27 protein-coding genes are annotated in these 26,659 nt (G+C 45.4%); 11 read left to right on the forward strand and 16 right to left on the reverse strand.

What is annotated here, in order from left to right; all coding sequences use genetic code 11:
* Positions 1-49: 49 nt before the first annotated feature.
* Positions 50-934, forward strand: a complete 885-nt coding sequence (locus G6R11_RS01400) for an EamA family transporter (protein WP_163130714.1) — start codon at positions 50-52, stop codon at positions 932-934.
* A gap of 77 nt (positions 935-1,011) precedes the next feature.
* Positions 1,012-1,224: a hypothetical protein gene (locus tag G6R11_RS01405; protein WP_163130717.1), complete on the forward strand. Its 213-nt coding sequence runs from the start codon at positions 1,012-1,014 to the stop codon at positions 1,222-1,224.
* Here the strand turns inward: G6R11_RS01405 and G6R11_RS01410 are convergent, their stop codons facing one another.
* From G6R11_RS01410 to rsmC, 4 genes are all read right to left on the reverse strand, one after another.
* The gene (locus tag G6R11_RS01410; RefSeq protein WP_163130720.1) at positions 1,225-1,503 is read right to left on the reverse strand and encodes a late competence development ComFB family protein; all 279 of its coding nucleotides are present in this window, start codon (positions 1,501-1,503) and stop codon (positions 1,225-1,227) included.
* 77 nt (positions 1,504-1,580) lie between these two features.
* Positions 1,581-3,059 carry a glycogen synthase GlgA gene (gene glgA / locus G6R11_RS01415; RefSeq protein ID WP_163130723.1) on the reverse strand — a complete coding sequence of 493 codons (1,479 nt, stop codon included), beginning with the start codon at positions 3,057-3,059 and terminating at the stop codon, positions 1,581-1,583.
* A gap of 92 nt (positions 3,060-3,151) precedes the next feature.
* Entirely contained in the window at positions 3,152-4,393 is a 1,242-nt protein-coding gene (gene glgC, locus G6R11_RS01420) for a glucose-1-phosphate adenylyltransferase (protein WP_255494537.1), read from the reverse strand.
* A 116-nt stretch (positions 4,394-4,509) separates the two neighbouring features.
* Entirely contained in the window at positions 4,510-5,541 is a 1,032-nt protein-coding gene (rsmC, locus tag G6R11_RS01425; RefSeq protein WP_163130729.1) for a 16S rRNA (guanine(1207)-N(2))-methyltransferase RsmC, read from the reverse strand.
* A 315-nt stretch (positions 5,542-5,856) separates the two neighbouring features.
* On the opposite strand from rsmC, the gene dapA reads away from it, so the two are divergent.
* Positions 5,857-6,729, forward strand: coding sequence for a 4-hydroxy-tetrahydrodipicolinate synthase (gene dapA, locus G6R11_RS01430; protein WP_163130732.1), 873 nt, complete (start codon positions 5,857-5,859; stop codon positions 6,727-6,729).
* Positions 6,730-6,875: 146 nt separating this feature from the next.
* The gene (locus G6R11_RS01435) at positions 6,876-7,652 is read left to right on the forward strand and encodes a diguanylate cyclase domain-containing protein (RefSeq protein WP_163130746.1); all 777 of its coding nucleotides are present in this window, start codon (positions 6,876-6,878) and stop codon (positions 7,650-7,652) included.
* Between the two features lie 59 nt (positions 7,653-7,711).
* On the opposite strand, the gene G6R11_RS01440 is transcribed toward G6R11_RS01435, so the two are convergent.
* Entirely contained in the window at positions 7,712-9,208 is a 1,497-nt protein-coding gene (locus G6R11_RS01440; RefSeq protein WP_163130749.1) for a hypothetical protein, read from the reverse strand.
* A gap of 254 nt (positions 9,209-9,462) precedes the next feature.
* Between G6R11_RS01440 and G6R11_RS01445 the strand changes: the two genes are divergently transcribed.
* Positions 9,463-10,221, forward strand: a complete 759-nt coding sequence (locus G6R11_RS01445; protein WP_163130752.1) for an amino acid ABC transporter substrate-binding protein — start codon at positions 9,463-9,465, stop codon at positions 10,219-10,221.
* Positions 10,222-10,224: 3 nt separating this feature from the next.
* Here G6R11_RS01445 and G6R11_RS01450 read toward each other — a convergent pair whose 3' ends face one another.
* The 4 genes from G6R11_RS01450 to thiB form a co-directional block, all read right to left on the reverse strand.
* Complete coding sequence (locus G6R11_RS01450; protein WP_163130755.1) at positions 10,225-10,563, reverse strand: hypothetical protein; 339 nt, start codon at positions 10,561-10,563, stop codon at positions 10,225-10,227.
* An 83-nt stretch (positions 10,564-10,646) separates the two neighbouring features.
* On the reverse strand, positions 10,647-11,348 hold the full coding sequence (thiQ, locus tag G6R11_RS01455) for a thiamine ABC transporter ATP-binding protein (protein ID WP_163130758.1): 702 nt from the start codon (positions 11,346-11,348) through the stop codon (positions 10,647-10,649).
* Positions 11,332-12,906, reverse strand: a complete 1,575-nt coding sequence (locus G6R11_RS01460; RefSeq protein ID WP_163130761.1) for an ABC transporter permease subunit — start codon at positions 12,904-12,906, stop codon at positions 11,332-11,334. Before G6R11_RS01460 ends, thiQ begins: the two co-directional genes overlap by 17 nt.
* Before the next feature lie 3 nt (positions 12,907-12,909).
* Entirely contained in the window at positions 12,910-13,893 is a 984-nt protein-coding gene (gene thiB, locus G6R11_RS01465) for a thiamine ABC transporter substrate binding subunit (RefSeq protein WP_163130764.1), read from the reverse strand.
* Between the two features lie 46 nt (positions 13,894-13,939).
* Between thiB and G6R11_RS01470 the strand changes: the two genes are divergently transcribed.
* Complete coding sequence (locus tag G6R11_RS01470; RefSeq protein WP_163130767.1) at positions 13,940-14,749, forward strand: phosphotransferase family protein; 810 nt, start codon at positions 13,940-13,942, stop codon at positions 14,747-14,749.
* A 31-nt stretch (positions 14,750-14,780) separates the two neighbouring features.
* On the opposite strand, the gene G6R11_RS01475 is transcribed toward G6R11_RS01470, so the two are convergent.
* The 6 genes from G6R11_RS01475 to G6R11_RS01500 all read right to left on the reverse strand — a co-directional run bounded on the left by G6R11_RS01475 (position 14,781) and on the right by G6R11_RS01500 (position 19,998).
* Positions 14,781-15,632, reverse strand: coding sequence for an SDR family oxidoreductase (locus tag G6R11_RS01475; RefSeq protein ID WP_163130770.1), 852 nt, complete (start codon positions 15,630-15,632; stop codon positions 14,781-14,783).
* A gap of 105 nt (positions 15,633-15,737) precedes the next feature.
* Entirely contained in the window at positions 15,738-16,052 is a 315-nt protein-coding gene (locus tag G6R11_RS01480; RefSeq protein WP_163130773.1) for a DUF3861 domain-containing protein, read from the reverse strand.
* A 58-nt stretch (positions 16,053-16,110) separates the two neighbouring features.
* Positions 16,111-16,605, reverse strand: a complete 495-nt coding sequence (locus G6R11_RS01485; RefSeq protein ID WP_205472534.1) for a DUF2798 domain-containing protein — start codon at positions 16,603-16,605, stop codon at positions 16,111-16,113.
* A 302-nt stretch (positions 16,606-16,907) separates the two neighbouring features.
* On the reverse strand, positions 16,908-17,579 hold the full coding sequence (locus tag G6R11_RS01490) for a M15 family metallopeptidase (protein ID WP_163130776.1): 672 nt from the start codon (positions 17,577-17,579) through the stop codon (positions 16,908-16,910).
* A gap of 81 nt (positions 17,580-17,660) precedes the next feature.
* On the reverse strand, positions 17,661-18,503 hold the full coding sequence (locus G6R11_RS01495) for a 23S rRNA (adenine(2030)-N(6))-methyltransferase RlmJ (protein WP_163130779.1): 843 nt from the start codon (positions 18,501-18,503) through the stop codon (positions 17,661-17,663).
* A gap of 109 nt (positions 18,504-18,612) precedes the next feature.
* Entirely contained in the window at positions 18,613-19,998 is a 1,386-nt protein-coding gene (locus G6R11_RS01500) for a PLP-dependent aminotransferase family protein (RefSeq protein ID WP_163130782.1), read from the reverse strand.
* A gap of 120 nt (positions 19,999-20,118) precedes the next feature.
* On the opposite strand from G6R11_RS01500, the gene G6R11_RS01505 reads away from it, so the two are divergent.
* The 3 genes from G6R11_RS01505 to G6R11_RS01515 all read left to right on the forward strand — a co-directional run bounded on the left by G6R11_RS01505 (position 20,119) and on the right by G6R11_RS01515 (position 24,314).
* Positions 20,119-20,712 carry a LysE family translocator gene (locus G6R11_RS01505; protein ID WP_163130785.1) on the forward strand — a complete coding sequence of 198 codons (594 nt, stop codon included), beginning with the start codon at positions 20,119-20,121 and terminating at the stop codon, positions 20,710-20,712.
* Positions 20,713-21,062: 350 nt separating this feature from the next.
* Positions 21,063-22,958, forward strand: a complete 1,896-nt coding sequence (locus G6R11_RS01510; RefSeq protein WP_240352375.1) for a DUF1800 family protein — start codon at positions 21,063-21,065, stop codon at positions 22,956-22,958.
* A gap of 9 nt (positions 22,959-22,967) precedes the next feature.
* Complete coding sequence (locus tag G6R11_RS01515) at positions 22,968-24,314, forward strand: DUF1501 domain-containing protein (protein ID WP_163130791.1); 1,347 nt, start codon at positions 22,968-22,970, stop codon at positions 24,312-24,314.
* Positions 24,315-24,378: 64 nt separating this feature from the next.
* On the opposite strand, the gene G6R11_RS01520 is transcribed toward G6R11_RS01515, so the two are convergent.
* Positions 24,379-25,599 (reverse strand): uracil-xanthine permease family protein, encoded by a 1,221-nt coding sequence (locus tag G6R11_RS01520; RefSeq protein ID WP_163130794.1) that lies wholly within the window; start codon positions 25,597-25,599, stop codon positions 24,379-24,381.
* A gap of 171 nt (positions 25,600-25,770) precedes the next feature.
* Here G6R11_RS01520 and G6R11_RS01525 point away from each other — a divergent pair, with 171 nt between their 5' ends.
* The gene (locus G6R11_RS01525; RefSeq protein ID WP_163130797.1) at positions 25,771-26,115 is read left to right on the forward strand and encodes a DUF2956 domain-containing protein; all 345 of its coding nucleotides are present in this window, start codon (positions 25,771-25,773) and stop codon (positions 26,113-26,115) included.
* Between the two features lie 9 nt (positions 26,116-26,124).
* Positions 26,125-26,658 (forward strand): GNAT family N-acetyltransferase, encoded by a 534-nt coding sequence (locus G6R11_RS01530; protein WP_163130799.1) that lies wholly within the window; start codon positions 26,125-26,127, stop codon positions 26,656-26,658.
* Position 26,659 lies beyond the last annotated feature (1 nt).

The raw sequence follows: 26,659 nt of genomic DNA on the forward strand, positions 1-26,659 counted from the left end.
CACTTACGGTTAGGCTGAATAGCTACTCCCGCCTTCATTTATGGATCTTATGAAGCTTGTCGATATTCTGTTTGCCTTAATCGTAGCCACTATATGGGGAGTGAACTTCTCGGTGATTAAGTGGGGTTTAACTGAGCTTCCTCCGGTGCTGTTCTCGGCTTTACGTTTTGCCATTGTGGCGATACCGGCAGTGTTTTTTGTACCTTTTCCTAAAACCGCCCTGCTTAATGTTGTTGCTGTGGGGGTATTCCTAGGAGTGATCAAGTTTAGTTTACTGTTTGTGGCTATGGAGGTTGGGGCATCGGCGGGTTTGTCTTCTTTGCTGTTGCAGGCTCAGGTGATGTTCACTATTTTGCTCAGTTTTATTTGGTTTAAAGAAAAAATCACTATTTATCAGTTCGCAGGAATTGGTTTATCTAGCCTTGGCTTTGCGCTGTTTTTTGCCCTGAGTTCAGAAAACCTCGGCTTGATAAGCTTGCTGTTGTTACTTCTTGCAGCCTTGTCTTGGGCGGTTTCTAACTTGTTTATGAAGCAGGCAAAGGGCGTTAATGTATTGCACTTTATGGTGTGGGTGAGTTTGATTCCGCCTTTGCCTTTATTGGTTTTTTCGTATTTGTTCGAAACCCAAACTCCTTATCACTTGTTAATGAGTACTCAAGCTTCAACTTGGTTGGCCTTAGCTTACGTTGGATTTATTTCTACTTTATTAGCTTTTGCGCTTTGGGGGCACTTGCTGGCCAAGTACAGTGCCGCTGCCGTGACACCTTTTGCTTTGTTAGTACCAATAGTGGGAATGGTTACTGCCAACGTGGTTTTCGATGAGAGTTTAAATGGTTTAGATTGGACAGGTGCTGCCTTAGTGTTACTGGGTTTGATATCTTGTGTATTTGGCCAGAACTTGCAAAAGTATTTAGCAGAAGTATTTAGTAAATAGCCCTAGCAAGTCGATTTAAGATTGTAAGCCTAGACCTCAAGCTCTACAGTAGCGAGAGTAACGAAAGAGTATTAATTATGTCGGATTTTAAAGAACTCAATAAGCGCAGTGCCAACGCTTATGCTCAGCAGCGAAACCTCATTAAGCAAGTATTGGCGGGTAAAGCCAAGCAGTGTGAACACTGTAAACAGCCGTTGTTTGTGGTGCTGCCTGGGCAAGAAAAAGCCCCTGGCGTATATTGCACCAAGGGCTGTACGTCTATCGAACTAGAGCTAAGTTTACCGAAGTAACTAATCGCGAGGCGCTTGGCGGCGATCTTGCTCCAAAAACTTTAGGCTTTCTTCTATCGCAACTATGGTCTTCTCGACCAGTTGCTCCCGCTCTGTATCACTAATAGCGCTTAGCACATCCACGTCATGGCGAATGTAGCGCGGTGGTAAACGATTAAGTACCAAGCAACATAAATCTTGCAGAGTATCTAGGTCACAGCGCTTATGGATCTCTAAGGCATGAATCTGTTCACCTAGTAGGAACTCAGTAAAATTATGAATTTCCTCTGATAAGCGCATTATTTTTCCCTCAAGTAAATGTATACATTCAGGTTATATAAGAAAAGCCAGAGCCGCCACTCTCTGGCTGTTTAATCTTATTGATGTTGAACCGGATTCACATTTAATGCGTCATTATACAAAGCTTCGTACTGCCAAACCGACTCTTTCCAATGGAATCGAGATAGCATTGCACGATGGCGCATTGCTTGAAATTCTTCCGGGTGTTCTAAATAAAGCAGCAAGGCTCGGCGTAAAATATTTAGTAAATCGGCTGGTTCCGGATCATAGAAGATATGCCCAGTGGCATTTTCTGGGTCTTCATCATAATCACTTACCGTGTCTCTTAAGCCGCCAACGCCGCGCACAATAGGTAAGGTGCCATAGGCTAGGCTGTACATTTGGTTTAAGCCACAAGGCTCAAACAAAGAGGGCATTAAGAAGAAGTCGGCACCGGCTTCAACTAAGTGGGCCAATTCATTGCTATAAGCATGAATGAAACGCAGCTTATCCGGCCACTGTTTTTGCATTGACTCAAGCTCAGCCACAATACCACTATCACCAGTGCCTACTATCACCACTTGCACGTTGTGACGTAAAAACTGTTGTAGGGCAGGCAGCAACAGGTAGAAACCTTTTTGCTCGGTTAAGCGACACACCATGCCAAAAATAGGTACGTTTAGCTGAGCTAAGTCTGTTTCAACTTGAAGCGCTTGGCGACATACTGCTTTACCACTCATATCTGTGGCGGAGTAATTGGTAGGAATAAACTTGTCGGTTGCTGGATCCCAGTCTGAGTATTCACAACCGTTTAATATGCCTACTAAGTCGCCGCGGCGCTGCTCAAAATAATCACAAAGGCCGTGTGAGCCTAAGCGGGTAAGTAGCTCTTGGGCGTAGTTAGGACTTACTGCATTAATCTTGTCGGCATGGCGAATGCCTGCTTTAAGCAAGTTTATGCAGTTATAACCATCGAGTATTTGGTCCACTAAACCATCGGCTAAGCCTTCTAGAAGCTGAAACTGGTGCTTCTCAAAGATGCCTTGGAAGGCTGCGTTATGAATAGTAAGAATTGATTTGCTGTTACAAAAAAACGGGTGATGAGCAAACTTTTGCTTGAGCAAGTAAGGGATGAGCGCAGTATGCCAGTCATTACAGTGGAAAATGTCTGGCTTGAACTCAAGCGCTTCCGCTACTTGAAATACCGCTCGCGAGAAAAAGGTAAAACGTTCGCCGTTATCATCGTAGGCAAACTCACCTTCGCTATATAATTGGTCCCGCTCAAAATAGTCATTTTGCTGAATTAAGTAAACGGGCACGTCTTCGAGCATTAGCTTGAAGACTGCGTAATCAATATCTTGGCAACCATGGCTAGTTTGAAGGCTTAAGTCGAGAATCTTCTCGGCTTCATCATGGCGATTTATCGTTTTATAAAACGGCATGATAATTCTTACATCTTGGCCATGTTCCTTCAGAGCCAGGGGTAAGGCTTTAGCAACGTCGGCTAAGCCACCTGTTTTAGCTAAGCTTTCTACTTCAGAAGCTACAAACAGAATCTTGACAGGATGGGCTGTCACAGAGCACTCCTTAACGATTAAGGCACCAGAGGGTGCCTTATGTGGTTCAATATTAGAGTAATTGCTTATTTGTTTTCAAGGCAATTTGTAGCTTAAAAGCCAACCTTGGCATTTTTCGGTATCACAACAATCCCTTCTGGGGATACCGTAAAGCGTTTGCGATCTTCCTCGAGGTTCTCACCAATGATGGTACCAGGCGCAATTTCAGCATTTTTATCGATGATGGTGCGGCGGATCTGACAACCTTCACCAATTCTGCAGTTACCGATTAACACTGATTCGCTAATCACCGAACCTGGGCGTACGTGGCTTCTAAAGCCAAATACACTGCGGTTTACCTCAGAGCCTAAAATAAAGCTACCTGCAGAAATCAGTGATTGGCTTACGCTTACCTTTTTGTCGCCAACATCCTTAAAGGTGGCTGGCGGTAGCGGTGGGTAATGGGTATGCAGCGGAAACTTGGGGTTATACAGTGAGAACGGTGGCTCTTCATCTAACAAGTCCATGTGGGCCGCCCAATAGGCATCTAAAGTACCGACATCGCGCCAGTAACCACTTACCGATTCGCCAGGAATGGTGTTTTGGGTGAAGTCATAAGCAAAAACCTTACCCTGAGGGTAGAGTTTTGGAATGATATCATGGCCAAAATCGTGGGTAGAGCTGTCTTCTTTAGCATCGTCGTATAGTGCTTCTAACAGGGTTTTACGTTCAAACACGTAGTTACCCATAGACGCTAGTACGTGGTCCGGATCGCCTGGAATGGTTTTAGGATTCACTTTAGGTTTTTCTTCAAAACCTATCATGCGGCCTTCTTCGTCTACTTCGATAATGCCGAATTGGTCGGCTTGTGCTTTAGGTACTTTAATCGCAGCCACAGTAAGTGCAGCTTCTTTACGGCGATGTTCGTCTACCATCTGGCGTACGTCCATTTTGTAAATATGGTCGCTACCAAAAATACATACATGTTCCGGTTCGTTTATTTCAATAAATCGGGCATTTTGGTAAATAGCATCTGCCGTGCCGTCGTACCAACGTTTGCCTACTCGCATTTGCGCTGGAACCGCATCAATAAAGCGGTCGGTAATACCTGAAAGGTGCCAAGCTTGGCGCAAGTGAATGTTTAACGATTGCGATTTAAACTGAGTTAGCACGTAGATTTTTAAGAAGTCAGAGTTAACAAAGTTATTTAAGGCAAAGTCGATCAACCTGTAACTTCCTCCAAATGGTACCGCTGGCTTAGTGCGGCTGTCGGTGAGTGGATAAAGGCGAGTACCTTCACCACCAGCGAGGATCATTGTAAGAATTCCTGCCATGAGACTTTGTACCTCTGTAATTGTGTCAGTTTCGTGAAATCGTTTTCAAAGTGGCTTGGCTTAGTTTCCAGATATTTACCTTAATGTAAATAGCAGAATCTGGGTTTTAGTAATTCCACATTAAAAAAACGTTCTTTCTATATACAACAACGTAAAATCTTAAATTTTTTGTTGTCGAGTACACTTTCAAAGCGGGAGAAGTGCTGCTTTATTAGTGCTTCGTATTGTAAGAAACTGTTGGCGACTAACCACAGTTCACCGTTGGCGTTTAAGTGTTGTTTTGCCTGAGCAAGAAACGTCTCGGTGGTTTCATACTGGGTATCAATTCCAGCATGAAAAGGCGGATTGCTTACAATAAAATCGAAACTCTGCTTCACCTCGCTTAAACCATCCGAAGCAATTACTGTTCCAGTGAGTTGATTTTCTTTCAGAGTAGCCTTACTGCTAGCAATGGCATATGCACTCACATCGAGCAGGCTTATGTCTACATTTTGTAATAGTGCCTGGCTTGCACCAATAATGCCCGCACCGCACCCAAAGTCGAGCACGCTGCCATGCAAAGTGGGCAAGTGCTCTAATAACAATTGGCTGCCATCGTCGAGTTTACCGTGATTAAATACCCCTGGCAGTGACTTCACCTTGAGCGAGGCATTAGGAAGTGCTACTTCAAAGCTGTTTTGCCATGGGCTGGCATCAAATTGGGGCGCAGCTTTATCTAGCACCCCAAAGTAGAGCCCACAACGGCGCGCACTATCAATTTTGTTTACCTTAATACCAAATTCAGCCAGCAGCTTTTCACAACTTTTAACTCCACCACGGTTTTCGCCCACTACAAATATCTCTGCGCCTGTTTGTAGCTGCGGCAAAATGCAGGCAAATAAATAGGCGGCTTCTTGTTTGGCTTTAGGCATAAATAGCAACAAAGCGTTGCTATTGCTGGCCAACTTAGGTGCAGCGCTAAACTGGCTAGTAAGTTTGCTATTTTGCTGCTTGGCGAAATACTGATGGTGGCCAAAATGACTACAACACACCTGCAACGATGCCACCTGTTCTAGCAAGCTCAAGGGGTAGTTGTCGGCTAGCTGACCGGCTACAACTAAATGCTGTTGAGTGAACAAGTCATCATGGCGAGCAAGAACTTGGCTAGTGGCGTGAGGAGAGGTATTCATAATCTGGCTTGGTTGGGGCGTGGTTGCCGCAATAATAAAAAGTTTTCAAGGAAAAGGCTATCTCATGAGAACTTATGCGGATTTATTTTTCAGGTTACTTGACTTTTACTGCGTGCTAAGGAAACTAGCTAGCAAGAATTTTGATTGTTAAGGACAACACCTTGTTGCCATTTTCTTTAGAATTGAAGAAGTATAAACGGCCCGAATTAAAACGCGGGTGGTTAACGGCTGGGTGTAACTAAATCGAAAAAACGTTTTTGAACCCGGCCACTGTGACCGGGTTTTTTTATTTTTGAAGTAAGTGATGGAGCGGGCATGTTTAAAGGATCGATAGTAGCGTTGGTTACTCCCTTTATTGAAGGTGAAGTAGATTATGCAGCGATTCGCGAGTTAGTTGAGTGGCATATTGGCCAAGGTACTCACGGTATTGTGCCTGTAGGTACAACGGGTGAGAGCCCAACCTTAACTCACGATGAGCATATTGCTGTAGTTAAAGCGGTAGTAGAGCAAGCGAAAGGGCGAGTGCCTGTAATTGCTGGTGCTGGTTCCAACAACCCGATTGAAGCCATCGAATATACTAAGGCTGCTCAACAAGCTGGCGCCGATGCTACCTTGCATGTAGCGGGCTATTACAACCGCCCAAATCAAGACGGCTTGTTCCAACACTTTAAGATGTTGCACGATGCCACCGATATCCCGATTGTTTTATACAATATTCCTCCACGCGCAGTGGTAGATTTAAGCCCAAGCACTATCGCTAAGTTGGCACAGTTGCCGCGTATTGTTGGTGTTAAAGATGCCACTGGTGATTTGTCTCGCCCATTGTTTGAACGTCAATTAGTCGAGCAAGACTTTTGCTGGCTAAGCGGTGAAGATGCTACAGCAGTATCTTACAACGTGAGTGGCGGCCAAGGCTGTATTTCGGTTACCGCCAATGTTGCGCCTAAACTGTGTGCTCAAATGCAGCAAGCTACCCTAGATGGTGATTACGCTAAAGCCAGTGAGATTCAAGACAAGTTGATTCCTTTGCACCAAGCAATGTTTGCCGAGCCTAGCCCGGCCGGTGCTAAGTACGCGATGTCTTTGCTAAATAAATGCCAAGCAGAGTGCCGCTTACCGGTAACAGAGTTATCAGACTCTACTAAGACACGCATTCGCAATGTAATGCAAAACTTAGAGCTTATTTAGTAATAATAAAACTATTTATAAGGCCGAGCTTGCTCGGCCTTTTTATTTACTTAGCGTTTGGTTGCCAGCTGCTTTCCCACGCTTAAGCTAAGCCTATGATTTAACTCTGCTATACTGATAATCACGCAAACTTCAGGGATGTAGTAGTGGCAGAAATCGATCTGGTAAGTTTTTTTCATGGCATTGTAGAGGCCGATAGCGGATATTGGTTATTGCAACCAGATAACGGCCACGTGTCGGTGCGCTACCCCTGGCAAGATGGTCGTTCAGAACAGCTTAACCTAGAGCAATGGCTGGAACGCATTGACGTTCGTTGCCGCGCCGCCTTTCAGCAAGCCTTGCATACTAGCTTACAAAACCAGCAAGCCTTTTTTTGTCACTATTGCCATAGCGATGACGAGTGGTTGCGTATTCACGGAATGCCGGTCGAAATTCAACAGCAGCAATACTTGCTAGCAAGTGTGTTGCCTTTAACCATGCCTGTGATAAACGATGAGGCAAAGCTGCGCGATCCACAAAGTGGTTTACTCTCAGCGCCGCTATTTCGCGAGTTACTTATTCAAGCCATGCGTTTAAGCCAGCGCAATCACGAACCCTTTGCCATTCTTACTCTGCATTACGCCAGTGACGATAGCTCTTTGGTTTGCGCCATCGTCGCTAAAGTTTTGCAAGAACAGTTGCGCCGCTCAGACAGCATTGCTCAGTTTAAAGAAGGTGAGTTAATTGCCTTGTTATATGGCACTAGCAGGGGAGCGGTAGACGCAGTAGCGGCCAAACTCACCAGCGAGTTGCAACGACAATTAGAAGGTGTGGCTTTAGATAGCTTAAAAATGGGCTGGGCCTATTACCCCGAGCACGGTGACAATGTTGACACTTTATTGGCACACAGATTAGACGCAGTGGAAGCACTGCGTCTTTCTTAGAATAACGCCAAAAATGCACCTAGCGCTATCACAAGCAGCTAAGTGCACATCTTCGTGTTTTATTTAGCTTGCTGAACCACAGTGGTACTGCTTTTTAGCATATCTAAATAAAGGTCTTGGTAGTCATCTGGTGTGATGATAAATCCATTGGCATCACTAAATGCACTTACCTGACCGGTTTCTGCGATGCTTCTAGTATCAAGGTATTTAGCCATAAAGTAATCCTGTTGAGTACTTGCTAATTCACCCTCTATCAGCGCCAACTCTAAACCTTCAATCTCTTGAATCGATAGCTCGATGGCACTGCTTTCTAAAAGCGGTTGCTGTGCTTTAGCTTGGGCATAAATGCTTTGATAGAAAGCGCGATTATTGTTGGTGAGCACTTTTACGTGGCTACGTTGTAGAGCAAAGTCATCTTCAGAAAAACTGCCAGCATTGTCGATACAGTACTTAGCGTTATCTAGCGCAGTAGGGCATTGCTGCTGAATATCTACGCCAGTTATGGGTGCTAAGTCAGGTAGGCTTAATTCTAAGCCGCTGTCTTGATCATCAATGGCCATTACACTTTCAAATTGCCAAGAGCTATCGTTGCTGACGCCAGAGAATAAACCTAGCCAGTGGCTAACTTCACTGTAGTTGGCGGCAATAGTAAACTGGTCAACGTCATGGTAAAGGGTTTGCCATTGATAGCTTTGATTGTTGTGAATCGCCAAGATGGCACTGCCTTCATCAAGGTCTAGGTTGGCGGCACTTTGCCAATACATTGGCATGAGATCTTGGTTGTTTAGTTCGCCCGGTGTAATTTCATCGTAGTCTTCGCTGTCGTAAACATAGCTTGGCTCAATGAAGCCATAATAAGCGAGGTCAGTATGTTGGTCGTTGTTACTGGTGTAAAAAGCGGTAACTAAAGTATCTCGGGCGGCGGGAAGCGGGGAGATAACCGGGATGTGAGAGGCGATATCTCTGCCAGATACTGCATCTGCCGAATAGCTAGTTTGGTAGTAACTTACACCGCTTTCTTGAAGTACGGTTAATGCTGCTGAATCGGCGGTATCGCTGATTGAGCGATAGTCTATGCCTTTATAACACTCGCTGCCGGTTTGTGTTGAGCGTACGTTAAGTACTTTATGGCTTAACAGTTCTTTCTCCACACCAAACATATATACATCAGGGTTGCCGCTTAAGTTGCCATCTACCTCTTCAAGCGATACATAGCCGTCTTCTGGTACCAAGCTACTGTCAATGCTCACGATGCCACTGCTAGGCACATCTATGGCCGGAATGGTGTGCTCTTCAATAATTGAACCATCGGCATTGTGGAACAAAATATTGTATCCAGCATTGGCGACTGAGGCGGTGATGACCCGGCTTGGGTCTATTTCTGCGGTGCCATAAACAATGCAGCCCGATTTTAGGTCACTTTCTTTAACCGTATGCAATTGGATAATTTGCCAATTGTATTTGGGAGCACTAGGCGTAGAAGGCGAGCTGTCGCTTCCTCCGCAGCCACTTAGCATAACAGCAGCCACTAAACTGGGTAATAAAGCTTTATTCACTTAAAAATCCTCAAACTACGAGTCAAAATATTGATACTGCGATTTTAAAAGCAAAAATTAGGCCTTTTTGTTTTTATGTTGGTTTTTTATTCTTGAATAGCTGTTTATTTTAGATTTAATTGCTATGTGTTGTGTGCTGATAGAGAAGCTTAAATGAGTCAAAGTGTGCTTGATAAGGCATTTATGAATATATGTGGTTTAGTGCTGTTGATGTTTATTTTATATTTTATTGGATGGTGATTTTTGGGGTGTAGATGGCAACGATCCGCGTGTATGCATGGGGCTTACTATTTTTTTGGCCTTTTTTAAGCAATGCTAAGCAGCTTATAGAGATTAAAGTTGGCGGTTACGACTACCCTCCTTATGTGATTCATGATGTATCTACCAACCGTTATAGCGGCGTAACCTTAGATATACTAAGGGCACTTAATCACCTACAAGATAAGTATTCCTTTCGTTTTGTTTCTACCTCTCGGCATCATCGCCACGCCGCGTTCTCTCGGCAACGTTTCGAGCTGATTTTGTTTGAAAACCTACAATGGGCTTGGCAGCCGCTTAATGTGCAACAGAGTCTTCCCTTGGTGTTAGATAGAAATTTGTTACTCACTCACCAAGCGCATGATTATCAGCAGCATGGTTTGTTCAAACCCGAGCACAATTACAGTGTGGTGTTGTTTGATGAACTGCACCAGCGAGAACATTTATCCGATGAGGGTTTTGCCGTTAAAACCTGCTCGCATGTGATGCATTGCATTAAGCTGGTACTAAAGCGTCGGGTAGACTTTGCCATGGTCAATGAGAGCTACTATTTACCGCTGACTCGACAAAGGCCAAGTTTATTAACGTCACTTAAGTCAGTGGATAACTTTAGCCCTGTTTACAGCTTGCATGCCTTACTTAGCAATGACTCAGCGCTTAGTATTGAACAGCTTAATGTTTATTTTGAGCAATTGAGTTTGTCGGGAAAGTTGCAAGAAATAATGAGCAAGTATCAGCTGGCTTTAGCCAAATAACGCTTAAGCGCGAGCTAGCAATTGCGGGCCGCGCTTGCCTTTATCTTCCATGTATTGAAAGTACAAACGAATATGTGTTGCAGATTGGTCCACACTGCGACCCATTGCTTCACGGATTGATTTTCGATTGGCTTGTTTCGCATCATCACTATCGCGCAATTGGGTGGCCGTTAAGCCTGGTTGAACATCATTGTTGCCAAATACAGCAGTACCAGGATTGGTCATTTGACGCTGAGCCGTGTATTCGGTGATGGTTTGACGAGGTGCGGTGCCCTCGATACGCTGACGCGCCTGATAGGTCGACTCTAACGAGGCGGCTTGGAGATTGTAATTAACCTGCATAAGTGAGCTCTAACCTAAGATTGACCTGAACCATTGAGCTTTTATCGGCAGAAAGCTAGCAAACTTTACTGCTAACTTAACGCTTAACTGCAAGCCAGGTAGTGGGCAATATGTTGGTTGGCGGGCGATTGCTCAAGCTGCTTAACGCTGGCAAACTGCTGAGTCTTACCTTGTTCGATGAAAGCCACTCGCTGAGCAACACGCAAGGCATCTTGCCATTGGTGGGTCACCATTAATACCGCTAGCTGATACTGCTCGGCGAGTTGTTTAACTAACTCTAAGCACTCTAGGCGTAGCATTGGATCTAGCGCGCTAAAGGGTTCATCTAACAATAGAATCGGGCGATGGCGAATTAAGCAGCGAGCTAACGCGACGCGTTGCTGTTGACCACCAGACACTTGGTCTGGGCGTTTATCTAAGATCGCCGAGATGCCTAAGCTGTCGGCGATGTCAGAGACTTGCTGTTGCTGGGCAGCATTAAGTTTGAGTTGCTGGCTAATACCCAAAGCGATGTTCTGCTTTAAACTTAAATGGTGAAACAAATTGTGCTGTTGAAATAGTGAAGTAACTGGCCGCTGACTAATTGGCAAGGCCAACAAGTCATCACCCTTCCAGTTCAAACTTCCTTGGCTGGCAGGCACAAAACCAGAGATAAGCTCCAGCAAGGTGCTCTTACCGCTGCCGCTGGCACCCAGCAAAGCCACCACTTCACCTGGCTTTACTTCCAGTGAGTAATTAAATTGCTGCTGGTGGCGTTGGCATTGCAGCTCAGAGATGCTCAGCATGGTGTCGTCCTAGGCTTATGTCGAGTAAGTAAAATATAATAGCGCACAGTATTAGCATAATGAGCCCAGTGGCGCTGGCTAAGGCGTATTGGTAGCTACTTAATTGTTGAAATAACAGCAGTGGCAGGGTGGTCACATCTACACTGCCAATCAGCGCTATCACTCCCATGTCTCCTAGGGATAAAACCATACATAGGCTTACCGCTACGCTTAAAGGCTTACGCATTAATGGCCAATAAATGAAACGCACTTGGCTAAGGGCGGGTAAGTCTAGGCTTTGATTGAGTTTGGCGTATTGCTTAACTGTGTCATTAAGGGCAGGTTTTAAGCTGCGCATGTAAAAAGGCAGGCTCATTAATGCGTTAATTAGCGCAACTAAGGGCACGGTATAGCGGCTAATGTCGCTGCGGCTAATCAATAGAAAAAACAGGCCAGTAGTGATCACCATTGCGGGTGCTAACAACATGATAGAAGCCAACAACTCTTGGCCTTTGTGCCTTTTTGCTCCTTTGTTTTGGCTTAAGTTGGTGCTGTATTGCCAAAGCAAAGCGCTGCCTAACAGCAGTACCCAAAGCACACTTTGTGCGGCAATGCTTAAAGACCATAAACTGCTTTCTAGCCATTGCTGCCAAGGTAAAGCTTGCCAGCTAAGAGCGCTTAGTGGGCTAAACATACCCAGCACGATTGAGGCGATAAACAGGTAATAAAGAGCAATGATCAGCCTATGAGCGCTGCGTGTTAGCGACGAGCTTTGTTGAATATTCTCTAGGCTTTGCTGATGGCGAACGCTGTCATTTTGCTCGCGTCCCAGCAGTAACCAGCCTAAGCTGGCGGCAATAAGCAGTTGTAACAAGGCACATTGAAGCGCAAACAATGGGTCGAAGTCATAACGAAGCGCTTGGTAAATAGCCACTTCTAGAGTGGTACTTTGTGGGCCGCCACCTAGCGCCAGCACAATGGTAAAGCTGCCAAAACACAACAAAAAGACTAAACCAAATAATCCAGCTAGGCGAGAGCGTAACATTGGCCATTCAATCAATCGCCAATAGTGAAGCTGAGAAAACCCCAGTTGCTTACCTTGGCGCCAATAACTGGCTGGAATAGCTTGGTATTGCAGATAACAGTAGCGTGCTATTAAGGGCATATTGAGGAAGCTGTGAGCAATCAAAATGCCGGGTAGGCCGTAGATCTTCCAAGAAAATGGCGATAACTGTTGCCAAAATCCGTTTAAACCAAAACTGCCTACACAGCCCAATACCACCAAAATTACTGGGCAAACAAAACACAAATTGGCGAGGCGCAATTGCCAGTTGAGGCTGGCGGGCTGCAGGTAAAACCATGCTCGGGCAACTAATATACCGCCGGCGCAGGCCAACAATGCCGACAGTAGGGCTTGCCAAAGGCTAAAGCGCAGTACGCGCCATAAATAGGGGTCGTTAAAGGCGCTCCAGCTTAGTTCTTTGGTTTGCTCGGCTAAGCCCCAAAAGGCGGCCAATACCACCAAAGCGAGGAACGCGCTGGCGGTATAACCCGCAATTGCCGCCAGATTCTTCATCACTGTTTATTGGCTAACTGCGTTGCGCCATTCTTTGGTCCACGCTTTGCGCTGCTGGCTCACTGTTGCTTGGTCAATGCTCAAGGGCTTTGGCGTTACTAAGCTTGAGAATGCTTCTGGCAGCTCTGCTTCAGGGTTTACCGGCAGCATCCAGTTTGTTGTGGCAATAATCTGTTGAGCAGGTGCGCTTACTAGAAAGGATAAAAACTGCTGTGCCAATTCTACTTGTTGGCTGGTTGCGCTAATTGCGGCCACTTCAACTTGGCTCATGTGACCTTCGCTAAACTCTAAAGCCTGATAGCGGTTTTCTTGCTCGGCGACCATGTGATAAGCCGGCGAGGTGGTGTAGCTCAATACTAAATCGGCTTCGCCTTTTAAGAACATGCCGTAGGCTTCGCTCCAACCTTTCGTTACGGTAACAGTTTTGTCTTTTAACTTGCTCCAAGCTTGCTCGGTATCATCGCCATATAACGCTTTTAGCCAAAGCATTAAGCCTTGTCCAGGGGTGCTGGTGCGAGGATCTTGGTAAAGAATGGTGCCATCAAATTCGTTGATAAGCTCGCTCATCGAGCTGGGCTTATTTTTCAAGGATTCAGTGTTGTAAATAAAGGCGAAGTAGCCGTAATCGAAAGGTACAAAGTTGTTGCTTTGCCAGTCTATAGCCAGTTTTGGCAGGCTTAGTTGGTGGGCTTGCACTGCGCCAATGGCTTCGGCCTCAGGGATTAGGTTGGTATCTAAGCCTAATATAACATCGGCTTTATTACGCTTACCTTCTAGTTTTAAGCGATTCAAAATAGCTACGCCGTCATCTAAACCTACCCAATTCACGCTACAGTCACACTGCGCTTCAAAGGCTTTACTTAAGGCTGGGCCGGGGCCCCAGTCAGACACAAAACTTTGGTAGGTATAAACCGTTAGCTCGCTGTTTGCTTGGGCATTAAGGCCAAATACACTGAGAGTACAGCAGGCTAGCCATAGCAATTTTTTCATCTTACACTCCTTGATAATAGATTTAAGACCACCGCCGGAAGCCACCTTGTCCAACTCTCCACTCCCAGAATCCATCGCCACTTACTTGCAACAACAACTGGGCGATATTCTAACAGTAGACCGTTTTGCTGGTGGTCATCAGCATTCTTGGTTATTGGCCACCAAACATCAGCGCTTGGTATTGCGGCTTAATCAACAACAGCCTTGTTATGGCTTGGATTATCAACGCGAAAGAGAAGTATTACAACAGCTTAAAGGGCAAGCGTGGGTTATAGACATACACCCGCTTAGTTTTGATGGCCAGTTTCTCCTCTATCACTACCAAGCTGGCACCGTGCTTAGTGGCTTAAGCAGCTTTGATGATGCTGTTTGGCAACAGCTACTAATGCTGATAAACAGTTTGCCAAATCTAGGCCAAGGTTTGCCCGAGTTTGACATGCTTCACTACCTCACTCGCTATGTGAGTGATATTGATGCTGCTCCAGCCAGTCGCTTTCGCCAACTAGCGCTAAAATGGCTAAAGGTGCAGGCTTGGCCAAGCGGCAAAGCCTTTAATCATCATGATTTGCACTTAGAAAATTTGTTGCTTAGCCCTGAGCAGCAATTGTTTGTATTGGATTGGGAGTATGCTGCTACTTCTATGCAGGGTTGGGACGCCGCCAGTGTTGCGGTGCGCTGCCCTGTTACTGCGCAGCAGCGGCAAGACTTGCTGGCGGCTTCTGGCTTAAGTGAAAAGCAATTTACACTACTTGAAGCGGCAGTTGAGCTGTTGGATTTAGCCTGGTATTGGCAGTATCAAGCTAGTTTTCCTGAACTAGCGCAACGCAGCCAAGCTTGGTTAGCTGCGCATTGTTAGTACCTGCCATGCAGGGCAGTGGCCGAGCTTACTATTGTTGCTGTTTTAAGTGGTTAAAGTAGTCTGGCCAAGTTTGGTGAGCTCTGCCAGCTGCTTGCTGATAATGGCTAGGGTTATCGGACTTTCCTTCCGCAATTCCCTGATAAATACCAGCGATAACGCTGCCAATAAATTCACCCAGTTCTTCGATTCGATCTAGGCGGTAGTTTGCAACGCTCATTGGCTGGTAACTTAAGTTTGCATCAAAGGCTTGGTTTAAGTACTCAGCCAGTTGGTATTGGCTTAAAGCTTCACCGTGCAAATTGTAGGTTTGGCCATGGTGTTTCGTTTCTGTAAGCATGTGGGCATAGGCATAAGCCAATTCGTCTCGAATGGTGTAACCACATTTACCGTCGCCTGCGCAGTTAGTGATTTTTCCGGCTTTTTTATAGTTCTCGATGTACTCAACATCTGGCTCAATATAGATACCGTTGCGGCCAATTACCCAGTCTAAGCCACTGTCTTTGATATCCTGTTCAGTTTGACGATTGCTTTGAATCACCGGTGAAAATGCAGTGTTTTCTTCAGCGCCTTGCACACTGGTATAGACGATCTTTTTAACTCCAGCCTTCTTGGCCGCGTTAATCACATTTCGGTGTTGGCCAATACGCTTATCGGGCGCATCCATACCTGAAACCAGTAAAACAACGTCTACCGATTGTAGTGACTGTTCTAACTGTTCCACTTGGTTGTAATCACCTAATCGAACCTCTACACCTAAGTGCTTGGCTTTTTCTGGTGAGCGAGCTAAGGCAATGACATTTTGTTTTGAAGTTAAAGCAACGGTGGCTTTTACAATGGCAGCGCCAAGCTGGCCACTGGCTGCGGTTACGGCTATTTTCATTACTGTTCTCTCCGTTTACTCACCCTAGGTACATAGGAAACTTTAGATCAAATACAAAAGTTAGCGTTTGTTGAATTGCCATTTACTAAGCAAGCTTAGTTGGAGCTAGTTGCTGGCGCTAGCTTGCTTTACGCTTGATTTTAAATGCTGCATAAAGGTTTTAAAATGAGGGAAAAACTCATCAAATAACGGGTGTTTACGATTTTGCATCATTAAGGGACCGATTAGGCGTAATGACACCGCAAGCCTTTTAGCATCGTTGTTTTCTAAGCCACTACTTGCGTTTAAGTGTTCCACTAACTTGAACAAGTCTTCTCTATCTTGGTAATCAAACTGCAAGCTATTAGCTGGCTGTTGATCGGCATTCAACTCTTCAATAGTGATTTGGTAGTGCTTATTTTTGCTGATTTTAGAGTTCATATTGTTACCTTTGGTTATTTGGTTTAAGTGATTAACTAAAAGCGCGTTGGAGCAAATATTAACTTTTCAAAAATCGTTCTATTTTGGGTTTTACAGTAAGTGAAACCGTGGTCATTAGGATTATTGCCACTGGCAGTGCGGCTACAAGACTACGTAACCAAGCAGAAAAAAACGCATTTCCATCGCTTAAGCCCACATTGTTCAAGCTAGTGCTAAAGGCCATCCCAGATTCCATGATGAGCGCCATTAAAATACCCACCCCAATATCACGTTTATTGCTTGGCAAGTTGGGAAACAGTTTTTCTGCGGCTTTAGAAATTGCTGCCATCAGTGCAAAGCCTATTGGCATAACAGTAATCGCAGCTAGCAGAAAGGCTGATAGCCATTGCTTAAAAAATAGGGGGCTATAACCAAGATTAAAATAGGTCATCACTCCGGTTAACGACCCGCCCATTAGCGTCATCATTGCCAGAACCACCAAGACCTTTTGAATCAAAGGCGGACTTTTAGGCTGAAGCTCAGTAGTAAGGTCAAGGCTCATGGGTGTATTCAAAGTGAATCTCCTGATTTACGCTGGTATATTAGTTGATTTGGTCAACTATATTTACATTGGTTGATTAAGTCAACTAATTGTTGAGTTTAGTTTGTACAGTTCAGTTAAAGGAGCTGGAAAATAGGAACTAGCGACAGCTTATTAAGAGGAGCTAAATTGAGTGGCTTGAGGGCTAGGTTGCTAAATGGTGAGGTATAGGGATAAGCGATGAACGCAGCTGGTTAAATTGATTGATGTTTGGCAGCTGGGTCGTGTTTGATAGTGAGGCCAAAGAGTTAGTAGTTTTAATATATTGGTACTTGTTACTCAATACGCCCGTAAACGGCGTGAGACGCCTCTGTAGAATAAGCCCAATATTGATCGCCGTATGAAAAATGCCACCATTCTCTTGTATAGTTGACGAAGCCCTCTTTCAGCATTGCCGATGCTAGCAATAGCCTATTGTTTTGTGCTCGTAAAGAAATGTCAGCACAGTTGCTACAGCAAAGCCCGTTAGACACTTTATGCCAATCTTTGACTTCCATTCCAAAGTCTAAGACCTTTCCTTTTGAGTCGATGATCTCTATATCCACAGCTCCCCCAGTTGAGTGAGGAGGGGACAAAGGTTTTCCATCTATTGTTTCGGTGGGTGCCACTAACAATGCTGTTTTTCTATAGCTCTGTTCCCTGTTTAACTTAGGTTCGGCTGATAAAACGCGCTGCATGTGCTGAATAAATAGTTGCTGTTGGAAACTCGGTGAGCGGTAGCCCTCATAGAGCCTTAGTTTTAAACCGGTGGGTAATCCAGCCTCTACTTTTAGGAGTTTTACTAATACTTGTTCTCGAAGAAGCTTGTAGTTAGCTCGTGTTAACGGCGATTCTGGTGGAGGTCCGTAGTCAATATGTCCGTCAATGGACACTAATGCTTCGTTTGATTCTTTGATCGGAATGTTGATAACCATTGGAGCTGATATATCGGTATGCGGCGTGTCCATGTTTACCTGTTTTTGGTTGGGTTTAGCAAGCTTTAAGGCAAAGAAAAACTGGCGCAGAGTGCGCCAGTTTGAGGTGTTTGTTTATTCTTCTACTAATACTTCGGCGCGCCAATTACCTTCGCCTTCTTCGCCTAGTGTTTCTGCAAGGTAGGGCAGGACTTCTTGCATTTCTTTCATTAGCGTCCACGGCGGGTTAATGACAATCATGCCGCTGGCGGTCATGCCCATCTCTTCGCTATCGTGGCGAATGCCTAATTCGAATAGTTGAATATTTCGAATGCCGCTGTTAATCAGCTGCTTTTCTAGCTTGTCGATGCGGAAGCGATCGACCACCGGATACCAAAGTGCATAGCTACCTGAAGCAAAGCGTTTATGGGCTTCTTTTAAAGTTTTAACTACGGTTTGGTATTCATCTTTTACTTCATACGATGGGTCAATGAGCACTAAGCCACGGCGCTCTTTTGGTGGCATTAAAGCCACTACGCTTTGGTGACCATTTTCTTGGCGAATTTTGGCGCGGCGGTCCCGTTGGAATAAGCTATTTAACGGCGCTTGCTCGCTCGGGTGAAGCTCGTGTAAAAATAGGCGATCTTCGCGGCGCAGTAGCATTTTGGCTATCCACGGTGACCCAGGATAATGCTGGCGGGTTTTCTCTGGGTGAATTTGGTTTACCAGCTTTAAGTAGCTTTTAACTAACTCTGGTAAGTCATCGGCGTCCCACAGTTTGCCAATACCATTTTCGTATTCACTCTTTTTCTTGGCTTCTGGGCTGTTAAGGCTATAGGCACCTGCACCCGCATGGGTGTCGATGTAACACAAAGGTTTATCTTTTTGTGTAAGGTAAGAAATGATGCGTTGTTGTACTAAGTGCTTAAGTACATCGGCAAAGTTGCCTGCATGATAAGAGTGGCGATAGCTTAACAAAGTGTAGTCTCGACATTGAAGAAACAAGAGGGCGCAGCCAAGGCTGGCAATATTGCGCTAGTCTAGGTAGAGACCAGCGCAGATGCAAGTTTATCGGAGGTTTTAGGCTTTAGAATATTTGCCGTTTTTGCTCTGGTGCGGTATTTAGCAGCTTGGCCAATATTGCTAAACCTTGATCGAGTTGTTGGTTAGATTCAGCTTGGCCTAAAGACAAGCGCACAGCGTTGGGGCTGTCTTGATTGTCTACCACAAAATGTTCGGCTGCCGCGACTTCAACACCCTGTTGCTGAGCTGCAGCAACAAATTGACTGCAGCGCCAGCTTGCAGGTAGGCGTAACCAGCAATGCAGGCCACCTTCTTGATAGCTATAATCCATGCCTGCCATGTGGTGGTGAAGCAATTGGGCGCGCTGGCCAATTAAGCGCCTTTGCTCTATTAGGGCTTTGTCGGCAAAACCTGCTTGTATCCACTGAATGGCAACGTCGACCAATAAGGGGCTAATGTTCCAAACACTGCCGCGTATGGCGCTGTTAAAGGCTGTTTGTAAGTGAGCTGGAGTGTGTAAGTAAGCAAACCTTAGCCCTTTAAAAGCCCCTTTCGAAAAGCTATTAATGTAAATAACTTGCTGAGGCGCCATCTCAACCATGGCGGGTGGGCGTTGATCTGGCAGCAATCCACATACGTCATCTTCAATAATGATTACTTGGTGAGCGGCGCAAATATCAATAATTTGTTGGCGTCGAGCCTCTGGCATGATTGCAGTGGTGGGGTTTTGCAAGGTGGGAGTGAGGTACAAAGCTTTAGGGTGATACTTTTCAATATGGCTTAGCAAGCTGTTTGGGCAAATACCATCTTGGTCTAACTCTACCCCTTTAAGCTCTATTTTTAGTTGCTTAGCCAAGGTGATTAAGCCGGGATAACACAAGGCTTCGCACAATACCCGTTCGCCTGCCAGCTCAAGGGCAATTAAACACAGGTTTAAGCCGTGCTGAGCGCCATAACTAAAAAACAATTGTTCGGGCTTAAAGCTATCGCTGTTGTGATTTAACCAAGCGCAAACCGATTCTCGCTGCGCCAGTAGATTTTGACTCTGGTCATTGTCTAGCAGTTGATCAAGCTGCTCGCCCGCTTGGGCATAGTTTTGTAGCAAGGGCACCAATTGTTGAGCTCGGGCTTGGGTAAAGGCGGTGTTTTGCCATAGTTCAATATGCTGGTTATTGCCCTTTAAGCTGCCCCATTGTTGCTGATAATTGGTTGGGCTTTTTATGTAACTGCCACTGCCGGTTTTTGATTCTATTAAACCTTGCAGCTCGGCTTGTGCATAGGCGCGGCTAATAGTGCCCACTGTTACGCCTAGATATTCTGCTAACTGTCGCTGTGGCGGCAGTTTGTCACCCGGATTAAGCTGTTGTTGTTCAATGAATTGGCGAACTTGTTCAACAATCTGAGTTGCCTTATTCGCTGTATTATCTAAGCCTTGCCAAATTGTCATCATGACAATAAACCTTTTGATCTCTGGTTTCCGCTATATTAGCGTGAATATTGAGAGTTAACTAAGGTTTTTTGAGCGATTTTGCTTATTGTATCGATACAATTTTAATTTTGGGAGGACAGTATGGATATCGCGTTGTTTTCATCTATGGTGTTATTTGCCTTTGTAATGGCTGGCACGCCTGGGCCCAACAATATGTTGCTAACCTTTTCTGGCGCTAATTTTGGTTACAAGCGCTCGATTCCGCAAATGGCAGGGATCCCAACGGGCATTGCAACGATGATTTTACTGATGGGCTTGGGATTGAGTTGGGTGTTTCAGCAATACCCAAGTGTGCAATGGACCTTAAAGATATTGGGCAGTGCTTATTTGCTTTATCTTGCCTTACGTATTCTGCAGCAAAGTAAGTTGGCTAAGCAGCAGATGGCCAAGCCTCTAAGCTTTTTTGAATCACTGGGTTTTCAATATTTAAACCCCAAGGCTTGGATGATGACCTCATCGGCAGTGGCCAGTTTTGCTTTACCGGGCGAAGCTTATTGGGAATCTATTTGGGCCTTAGTACTTACGTTTTTCTTGGTAAATCCTGTGACTGGCTCAATATGGGTGAGCTTTGGTAAGTTTATTGCCCGCTGGTTAAGTGCTCCTATCGCACGACAGCGCTTTAATATCACCATGTCATTTTTAACCGCGGGCTGCGTAGTGCTGTTGTGGGTGTAAGTTTTTAGCAATACTGGGCCTTAGTTGTGCGCAGTATTGCGCCTTGTTCTTCGCAGTTTTGCCATCTAACTGGTATTAACGAATTGTTATCTTCCAATAATATGAGCGCTTGCTTATGCTCAGCCGCTCGCTTAGCAAAGCCCAGTTGTTCATTGTGCTGAGTATCCCACCTATAAACTAGCCGTAGACTACTTTGGTCATATTTAGAGCCTTGTACGCTTATTAATCATATTGTTGGTGTAAAGTAGCGCTAACAGGTGTAGATAAACCATATGTTAGCAAGTTGTTGATTTCTATGTGTGGTTTCTAGACACTCTATTTTTTTATTTGTTAATAACATGGACGTGTTAATGCGAAGTCTGATTAGTATTGCTTTGCTTTTGTCATTGTTTGCCTGTGGTGGCGGGGGCTCTGAGTCAGCACCTGCACAGCCACAAGAGCCCAATGCAGAAGTTGAAGTAGAGTTAAGTGAAACCGCCCGCAAGGGGCAGCCGGTAAGTCTAAGAGCAAAAGCCTCTGGCCTTGGCACCATTAGTAAAGTGGAATGGCGCCAAGTATCTGGCCCTAGCATTAACTTTGAGCAAAGCGACAGCTTAGAGCTAGAAATTGTTCCCGATGACAATGCTAGCCTTAGCGCTGATACTTATACCTTTGAAGTTGCCATTACTAACGACCAACAGCAAGTCACTCGCCAACGTTTAAGCTTTGAAGTGCAGCGCGCAATGAGCAGCTCACAAGCAGCGCGCCTGTTGCACCAAGCTACCTTAGGGCCGAAGGGCAGTGAAATTGATGAGGCCACTGGCATAAGCGAGCAAGAGTGGTTGGCTGAGCAAATGCAGTTGCCAATCACCCAGCACTTACCTTTAGTATCTAATTATCCTGATCGCGAAGAACCAAACCAAATCAATCGAATTGATGCATGGTGGAAGGCCTCGCTGAACGCACCGGATCAACTTCGTCAGCGTGTTGCCTTCGCTCTGAGTGAAATTTTTGTGGTATCCGATAGCAACAATGCCTTGCGTGCTGAGCCAGAAGGCATGGCCCATTATCAAGATATTTTGCTAACTCATTCTTTTGGTAACTTTCGCGATTTATTGGAAGATGTCACCTTATCGCCGGTGATGGGTACCTTTTTAAGCCATTTAGGTAATGAAAAAGCTGATGAAGAGCTAAATATTCGTCCAGACGAAAACTATGCTCGTGAAGTTATGCAGTTATTTACCATTGGCCTGGCTGAGCTGAACCAAGATGGTAGCGTTAAACTGGATGGCCAAGGCAATACCATTGCCACTTATAACCAAGATCAAATAGAAGGCTTTGCTAGGGTGTTTACCGGCTGGACCTTCGGCGCTAGCGCACGTTGGACTCGACCAAGTCGTAACTTTACTATTCCTATGGAAGCTTACGCTGATTACCACTCGCAAAAAGACAAAACCTTGTTAAGTGGCGTGGTGTTAGCAGGTGGGCAAACAGCAGAAGATGATATGCGCGATGCCCTAGATAACCTTTTTGAGCACCCCAATGTTGCGCCGTTTATCTCTAAGCAGCTGATTCAACGTTTAGTCACTTCTAATCCAACGCCGCAATATGTTGAGCGGGTGGCCAATGTATTTGATGACAACGGCAGTGGTGAGCGCGGTGATTTAGCGGCAGTAGTCAGTGCAATTTTGCTAGATGACGAAGCCCGACAAAACTCAGGCGTAATTGCCTACTACGGCAAAATTCGTGAGCCTTTATTGCGTACTGTGCAATTCTGGCGAGAGTTGGATGCAGCAAGCCCAGCTAACTGGTATTTCACTTGGTCGCTTAACGACAGCCACGGACAAACCCCGCTAGGCTCACCATCAGTTTTCAACTTCTTTAGACCCGACTATCAACCAGCCGATTTACTTGAGCTAGATATTGTGGCGCCAGAGCTACAAATTGCTAATGATGCTGCACTGATTGGCCAATTTAATAATCAATACAGCGGCTTTTTGTGGAACATTAAAGAGCTAATCTCTGAGCCAAGTGACAAACGCATCATGCTTAGCCTGCAAGCGCATGTAGATATTCTTGAGCAGCAGGGCTTAGAAGCCTTACTCGACTACTACGATACCTTGTTTTATAGCGGCGGCATGAGCGATGACCTTCGCCAGACCCTGCGTGAAGTGCAAGATATTTGGTCGAGTTGGACACCTTATCAGCAGGTGGCCTTTATATTATTTACCGTGTCGGTATCTCCCGACTACATTGTTCAGCTTTAGGAGCCTGAGATGAATTATAAAAACAGGCGAGAATTTCTATCGCTGTGCATAAAGGGTGGCGTGTCAATGGCGGCACTTACCAGTATGCAGTTAAAGGCAATGACCAGTTTGGCAACGCCCGCGGCTAATGCCGATGGCTTTAAAGCCTTGGTATGTATCTTTTTGAAAGGGGGGAATGACTCGTTTAATATGCTGATCCCTCAGCAAGGCGACCCCTTAGCAGCTTATTTAAATAGCCGACAAAACTTGGCAGTGAGCGATTCAATAGCCATTAATCCAGTTACCGCAGTTGACGGTGGCATCGGCTTAAATCCGGGGTTGTCAGCGATTGAGCCTTTGTTTAATAGTAACAAGCTTGCAGTGGTGTCTGGAGTTGGTAGCTTAGTTGCGCCAATTACTTTGGAGCAGTACAAAGCTAAAAGTGCCGCGATACCCAATAACTTGTTTTCGCATAACGACCAGCAAGCCACGTGGATGCAAGGTCGAGAAAAAGAGAGCATTAACTACGGTTGGGGCGGGCGCATACTGGAGTTGCTAAATCAGCATGACAGCTTTGGTTCAAACATCTCTTTGTCTGGAAATAACCTCTGGCAAACTGGCCCAAATGCGATTCCCTTTGCGATGAATAAATCGGGCATCACTCGGGTAAATGCTTACAACAGCACCTCTCAGCGTACCCAAGATTTTAGGCAGCAGCTCGAGCAAATGTTTAGCCGTGCCAGTCACCCCTTAGCTAAAAGTTACAGCGATAAGTTGGATACATCTATTAGCAACACGGAGCAGCTTAACGAAGCGCTGGGCAGTGCTGAAGAATTCACCGATGTATTTGGCGACGCCAATTTGTCTCAACAACTGTTAGCGGTGGCAAAAACCTTGTCGGTGCAATCTCAGTTTGGGGTAGGGCGCCAAGTGTATTTTGTGGGCATGGGCGGTTTTGATACTCACGACGATCAAAATGTTAATCACCCAGCTTTGTTGGCGCAGCTTGCCGAAGCTATGGCTGAGTTTGATGGAGCCATGACTACCTTAGGTTTATCTGACCAAGTAACCACCTTTACCATGTCTGATTTTGGCCGAACGTTAAGCTCAAATGGAGACGGCACCGACCACGGCTGGGCGGGCAACCAATTAGTGATGGGTGGCGCGGTGAACGGTGGCGAAATTTATGGTTCGGTGATCGAACAAGCGCTAGACAGTGCTTACGATGTTGGTGGCGGGCGAATGATCCCTCAAGTGGCCAACGAGCAATACTTCGCAAGTTTAGCGCGCTGGTTTGGCTTAAGTGATAGCGAAGTGCTTGAGCTCTTCCCAAGCTTGAGTAACTTTAACCAAACCCATCTATCGATGTTTAGCTAAGCCTTTAAATAAGTAGTAAAAAAAAGGCCAGCGGGATGCTGGCCTTTTTAGTATTAAACTAAGCCTATTTAGCTTCAGCAGCTTTCTCTTCTTGTGGTAATACCAAGTTAAGAATAATCGCTACAATGCCACATAAACCCACACCTTTGAGGGTAAATTCGCCTACGCCAACCGCCATGCCACCAATACCAAATACTAAGGTTACTGAAACAATCACTAGGTTGCGTGGAATGGATAAATCAACTTGCTTGTTAATTAAAGTATTTAAACCAATGGCGGCAATTGCGCCGAATAGCAAACACATAATGCCGCCCATCACCGGTACTGGAATAGACAGTAATAAGGCACCGGTTTTGCCTACAAAGGCTAGGCCAATTGCAAATACCGCAGCCCAGGTCATGATGATAGGGTTGTAGGTTTTAAGCAGGCTGACTGCACCGGTTACTTCGCCGTAACTTACCACTGGCGGCGCACCAAAGCTGGCAGCCGTCATGGTGGCTAAACCGTCACCCAATAATGAGCGGTGAATGCCCGGCTTTTCTACAAAGTTTTTACCGGTTACGTTGGAAATGGCTAAGATGTCGCCAAAGTGTTCAATGGTAACAATCAAACCAATAGGGGCAATAAACAGAATGGCCTGCCAATTAAATTCTGGCGTAACAAATTCTGGAATAGCAAACCAAGCCGCTTCGCTTACTGCAGTAAAATCCACCAAGCCAAAGAACAAACTTAATATATAACCTACCGCTACACCGCTAATGATCGGCATTAGTTTTAGCATGCCTTTGGCAAAAATCGATATCACAATGGTGGTGAATAAGGCAGCTAGTGAGATAAGAAGCGCGAGATCTTGCTCAACCAATACCGCAGAACCATCACCGGTCTTACCTAAGGCCATGTTTACCGCAACCGGCGCTAAGCCTAAACCAATCACCATAATTACTGGGCCAACAACAACTGGCGGTAAAAAGCGCTCAATTATTTTAACGCCGCGTACTTTTACCACGGCACTAATAATTATGAACATTAAACCTGCGGCCATTAAGCCGCTTAGGGTTGCCGGTAGGCCAAATTGTTGTGTGCCCAAAATAATTGGGCCAATAAAGGCAAATGAACTTCCTAAGAAAATAGGAATCTGTCGCTTGGTGCAAAACTGAAAGATTAAAGTACCAATACCGGCACCTAATAGTGCGAGGTTAGGGCTTATTCCCGTTAATAGAGGTACTAAGGTGGTAGCGCCAAATGCAACAAGTAACATTTGTGCCCCAAGTAGTGGGGTGTTCATTCGTTATTCTCCCTGAACAAAAAAATTCATTTAGTGTAAGCCGAAGGCTGTTATAAAAAAATGATCAAGGTAGTTACTCTTTAAAAAAGGCTTTGTTTTATTATAGTTGCGTGATCTTTTAGACTTATGTAGCGGGATAGTTCAAAGTAATACAGAACGCTAGGAGGTAATGTGGCAAAGCAACAGAAACAAAAAAGCTCGGAAGAAACAGTAGCAACGGCAGATGCGATAGCAAAAGCCAATCAACGACCGGGGCAAACCAAAGAACAAACCAAATTGATATCGGCAGGTATTCAAAAAGGGATTGAGCAATACAAAAAGCAGCATAAAGCTAAAATGCGTGAAGCCGACAAAGCCCGTAAAAAGCAGGCTCGCCAGCAAAATGAAACCCAAGTCGAAAACCAAGCGGAGCCGCAAACTGAAAGTGTAAGTAAGCTGCAGGCGCTACCTTGGATATTGCTGGGCTTGTCGTGGATAGGGTTTGCAGCCTATGTTTATAGTAATTTGCCAGCCTAGGAGTTAAAGATGCGAGGCAAGCACGTGCTTATTCGCCCTTACCTACCCAGTGATGTTAGCGCCCATGCGCGGGCAGTGCGCGAAACCGCCATTAGCGGTTGTCGCTGGTTAGATTGGATGGAAGAGGATTACCCTGAAGACGAAAGCCGTTCATGGCTGGCCCTAAGCCAAGCAGCCATTGCCAAGAACATTGCTTTTGATATGGGGATCTTTGCCTGCCAAGGTGGCGAGTTTTTAGGGGCTATTGCGATTAATCGCATCGAATGGAATTACCGCGCTGCCAACCTAGGTTATTGGATAAAAGACAGTGCGAGCGGCAAAGGCATTGCCACAGAAGCGGTACGTTTAATGGCCGACTATGCCTTTAATGCCCTGCAGCTTAATCGCCTAGAGCTAGTGATAGCCGAAGAAAACTTTGCTAGCCGCAGAGTGGCTGAAAAGGCTGGTGCTCAGTTTGAATGCCTAGCACGTGCGCGAGTATTGGATTATGGCAAACCTTGCCACGCGGCGGTTTATTCAATTATTGCCGAGGACTTAGAATAGC

This window comes from Agarivorans sp. Alg241-V36 (assembly GCF_900537085.1).
Classification (GTDB): Bacteria; Pseudomonadota; Gammaproteobacteria; order Enterobacterales; family Celerinatantimonadaceae; genus Agarivorans.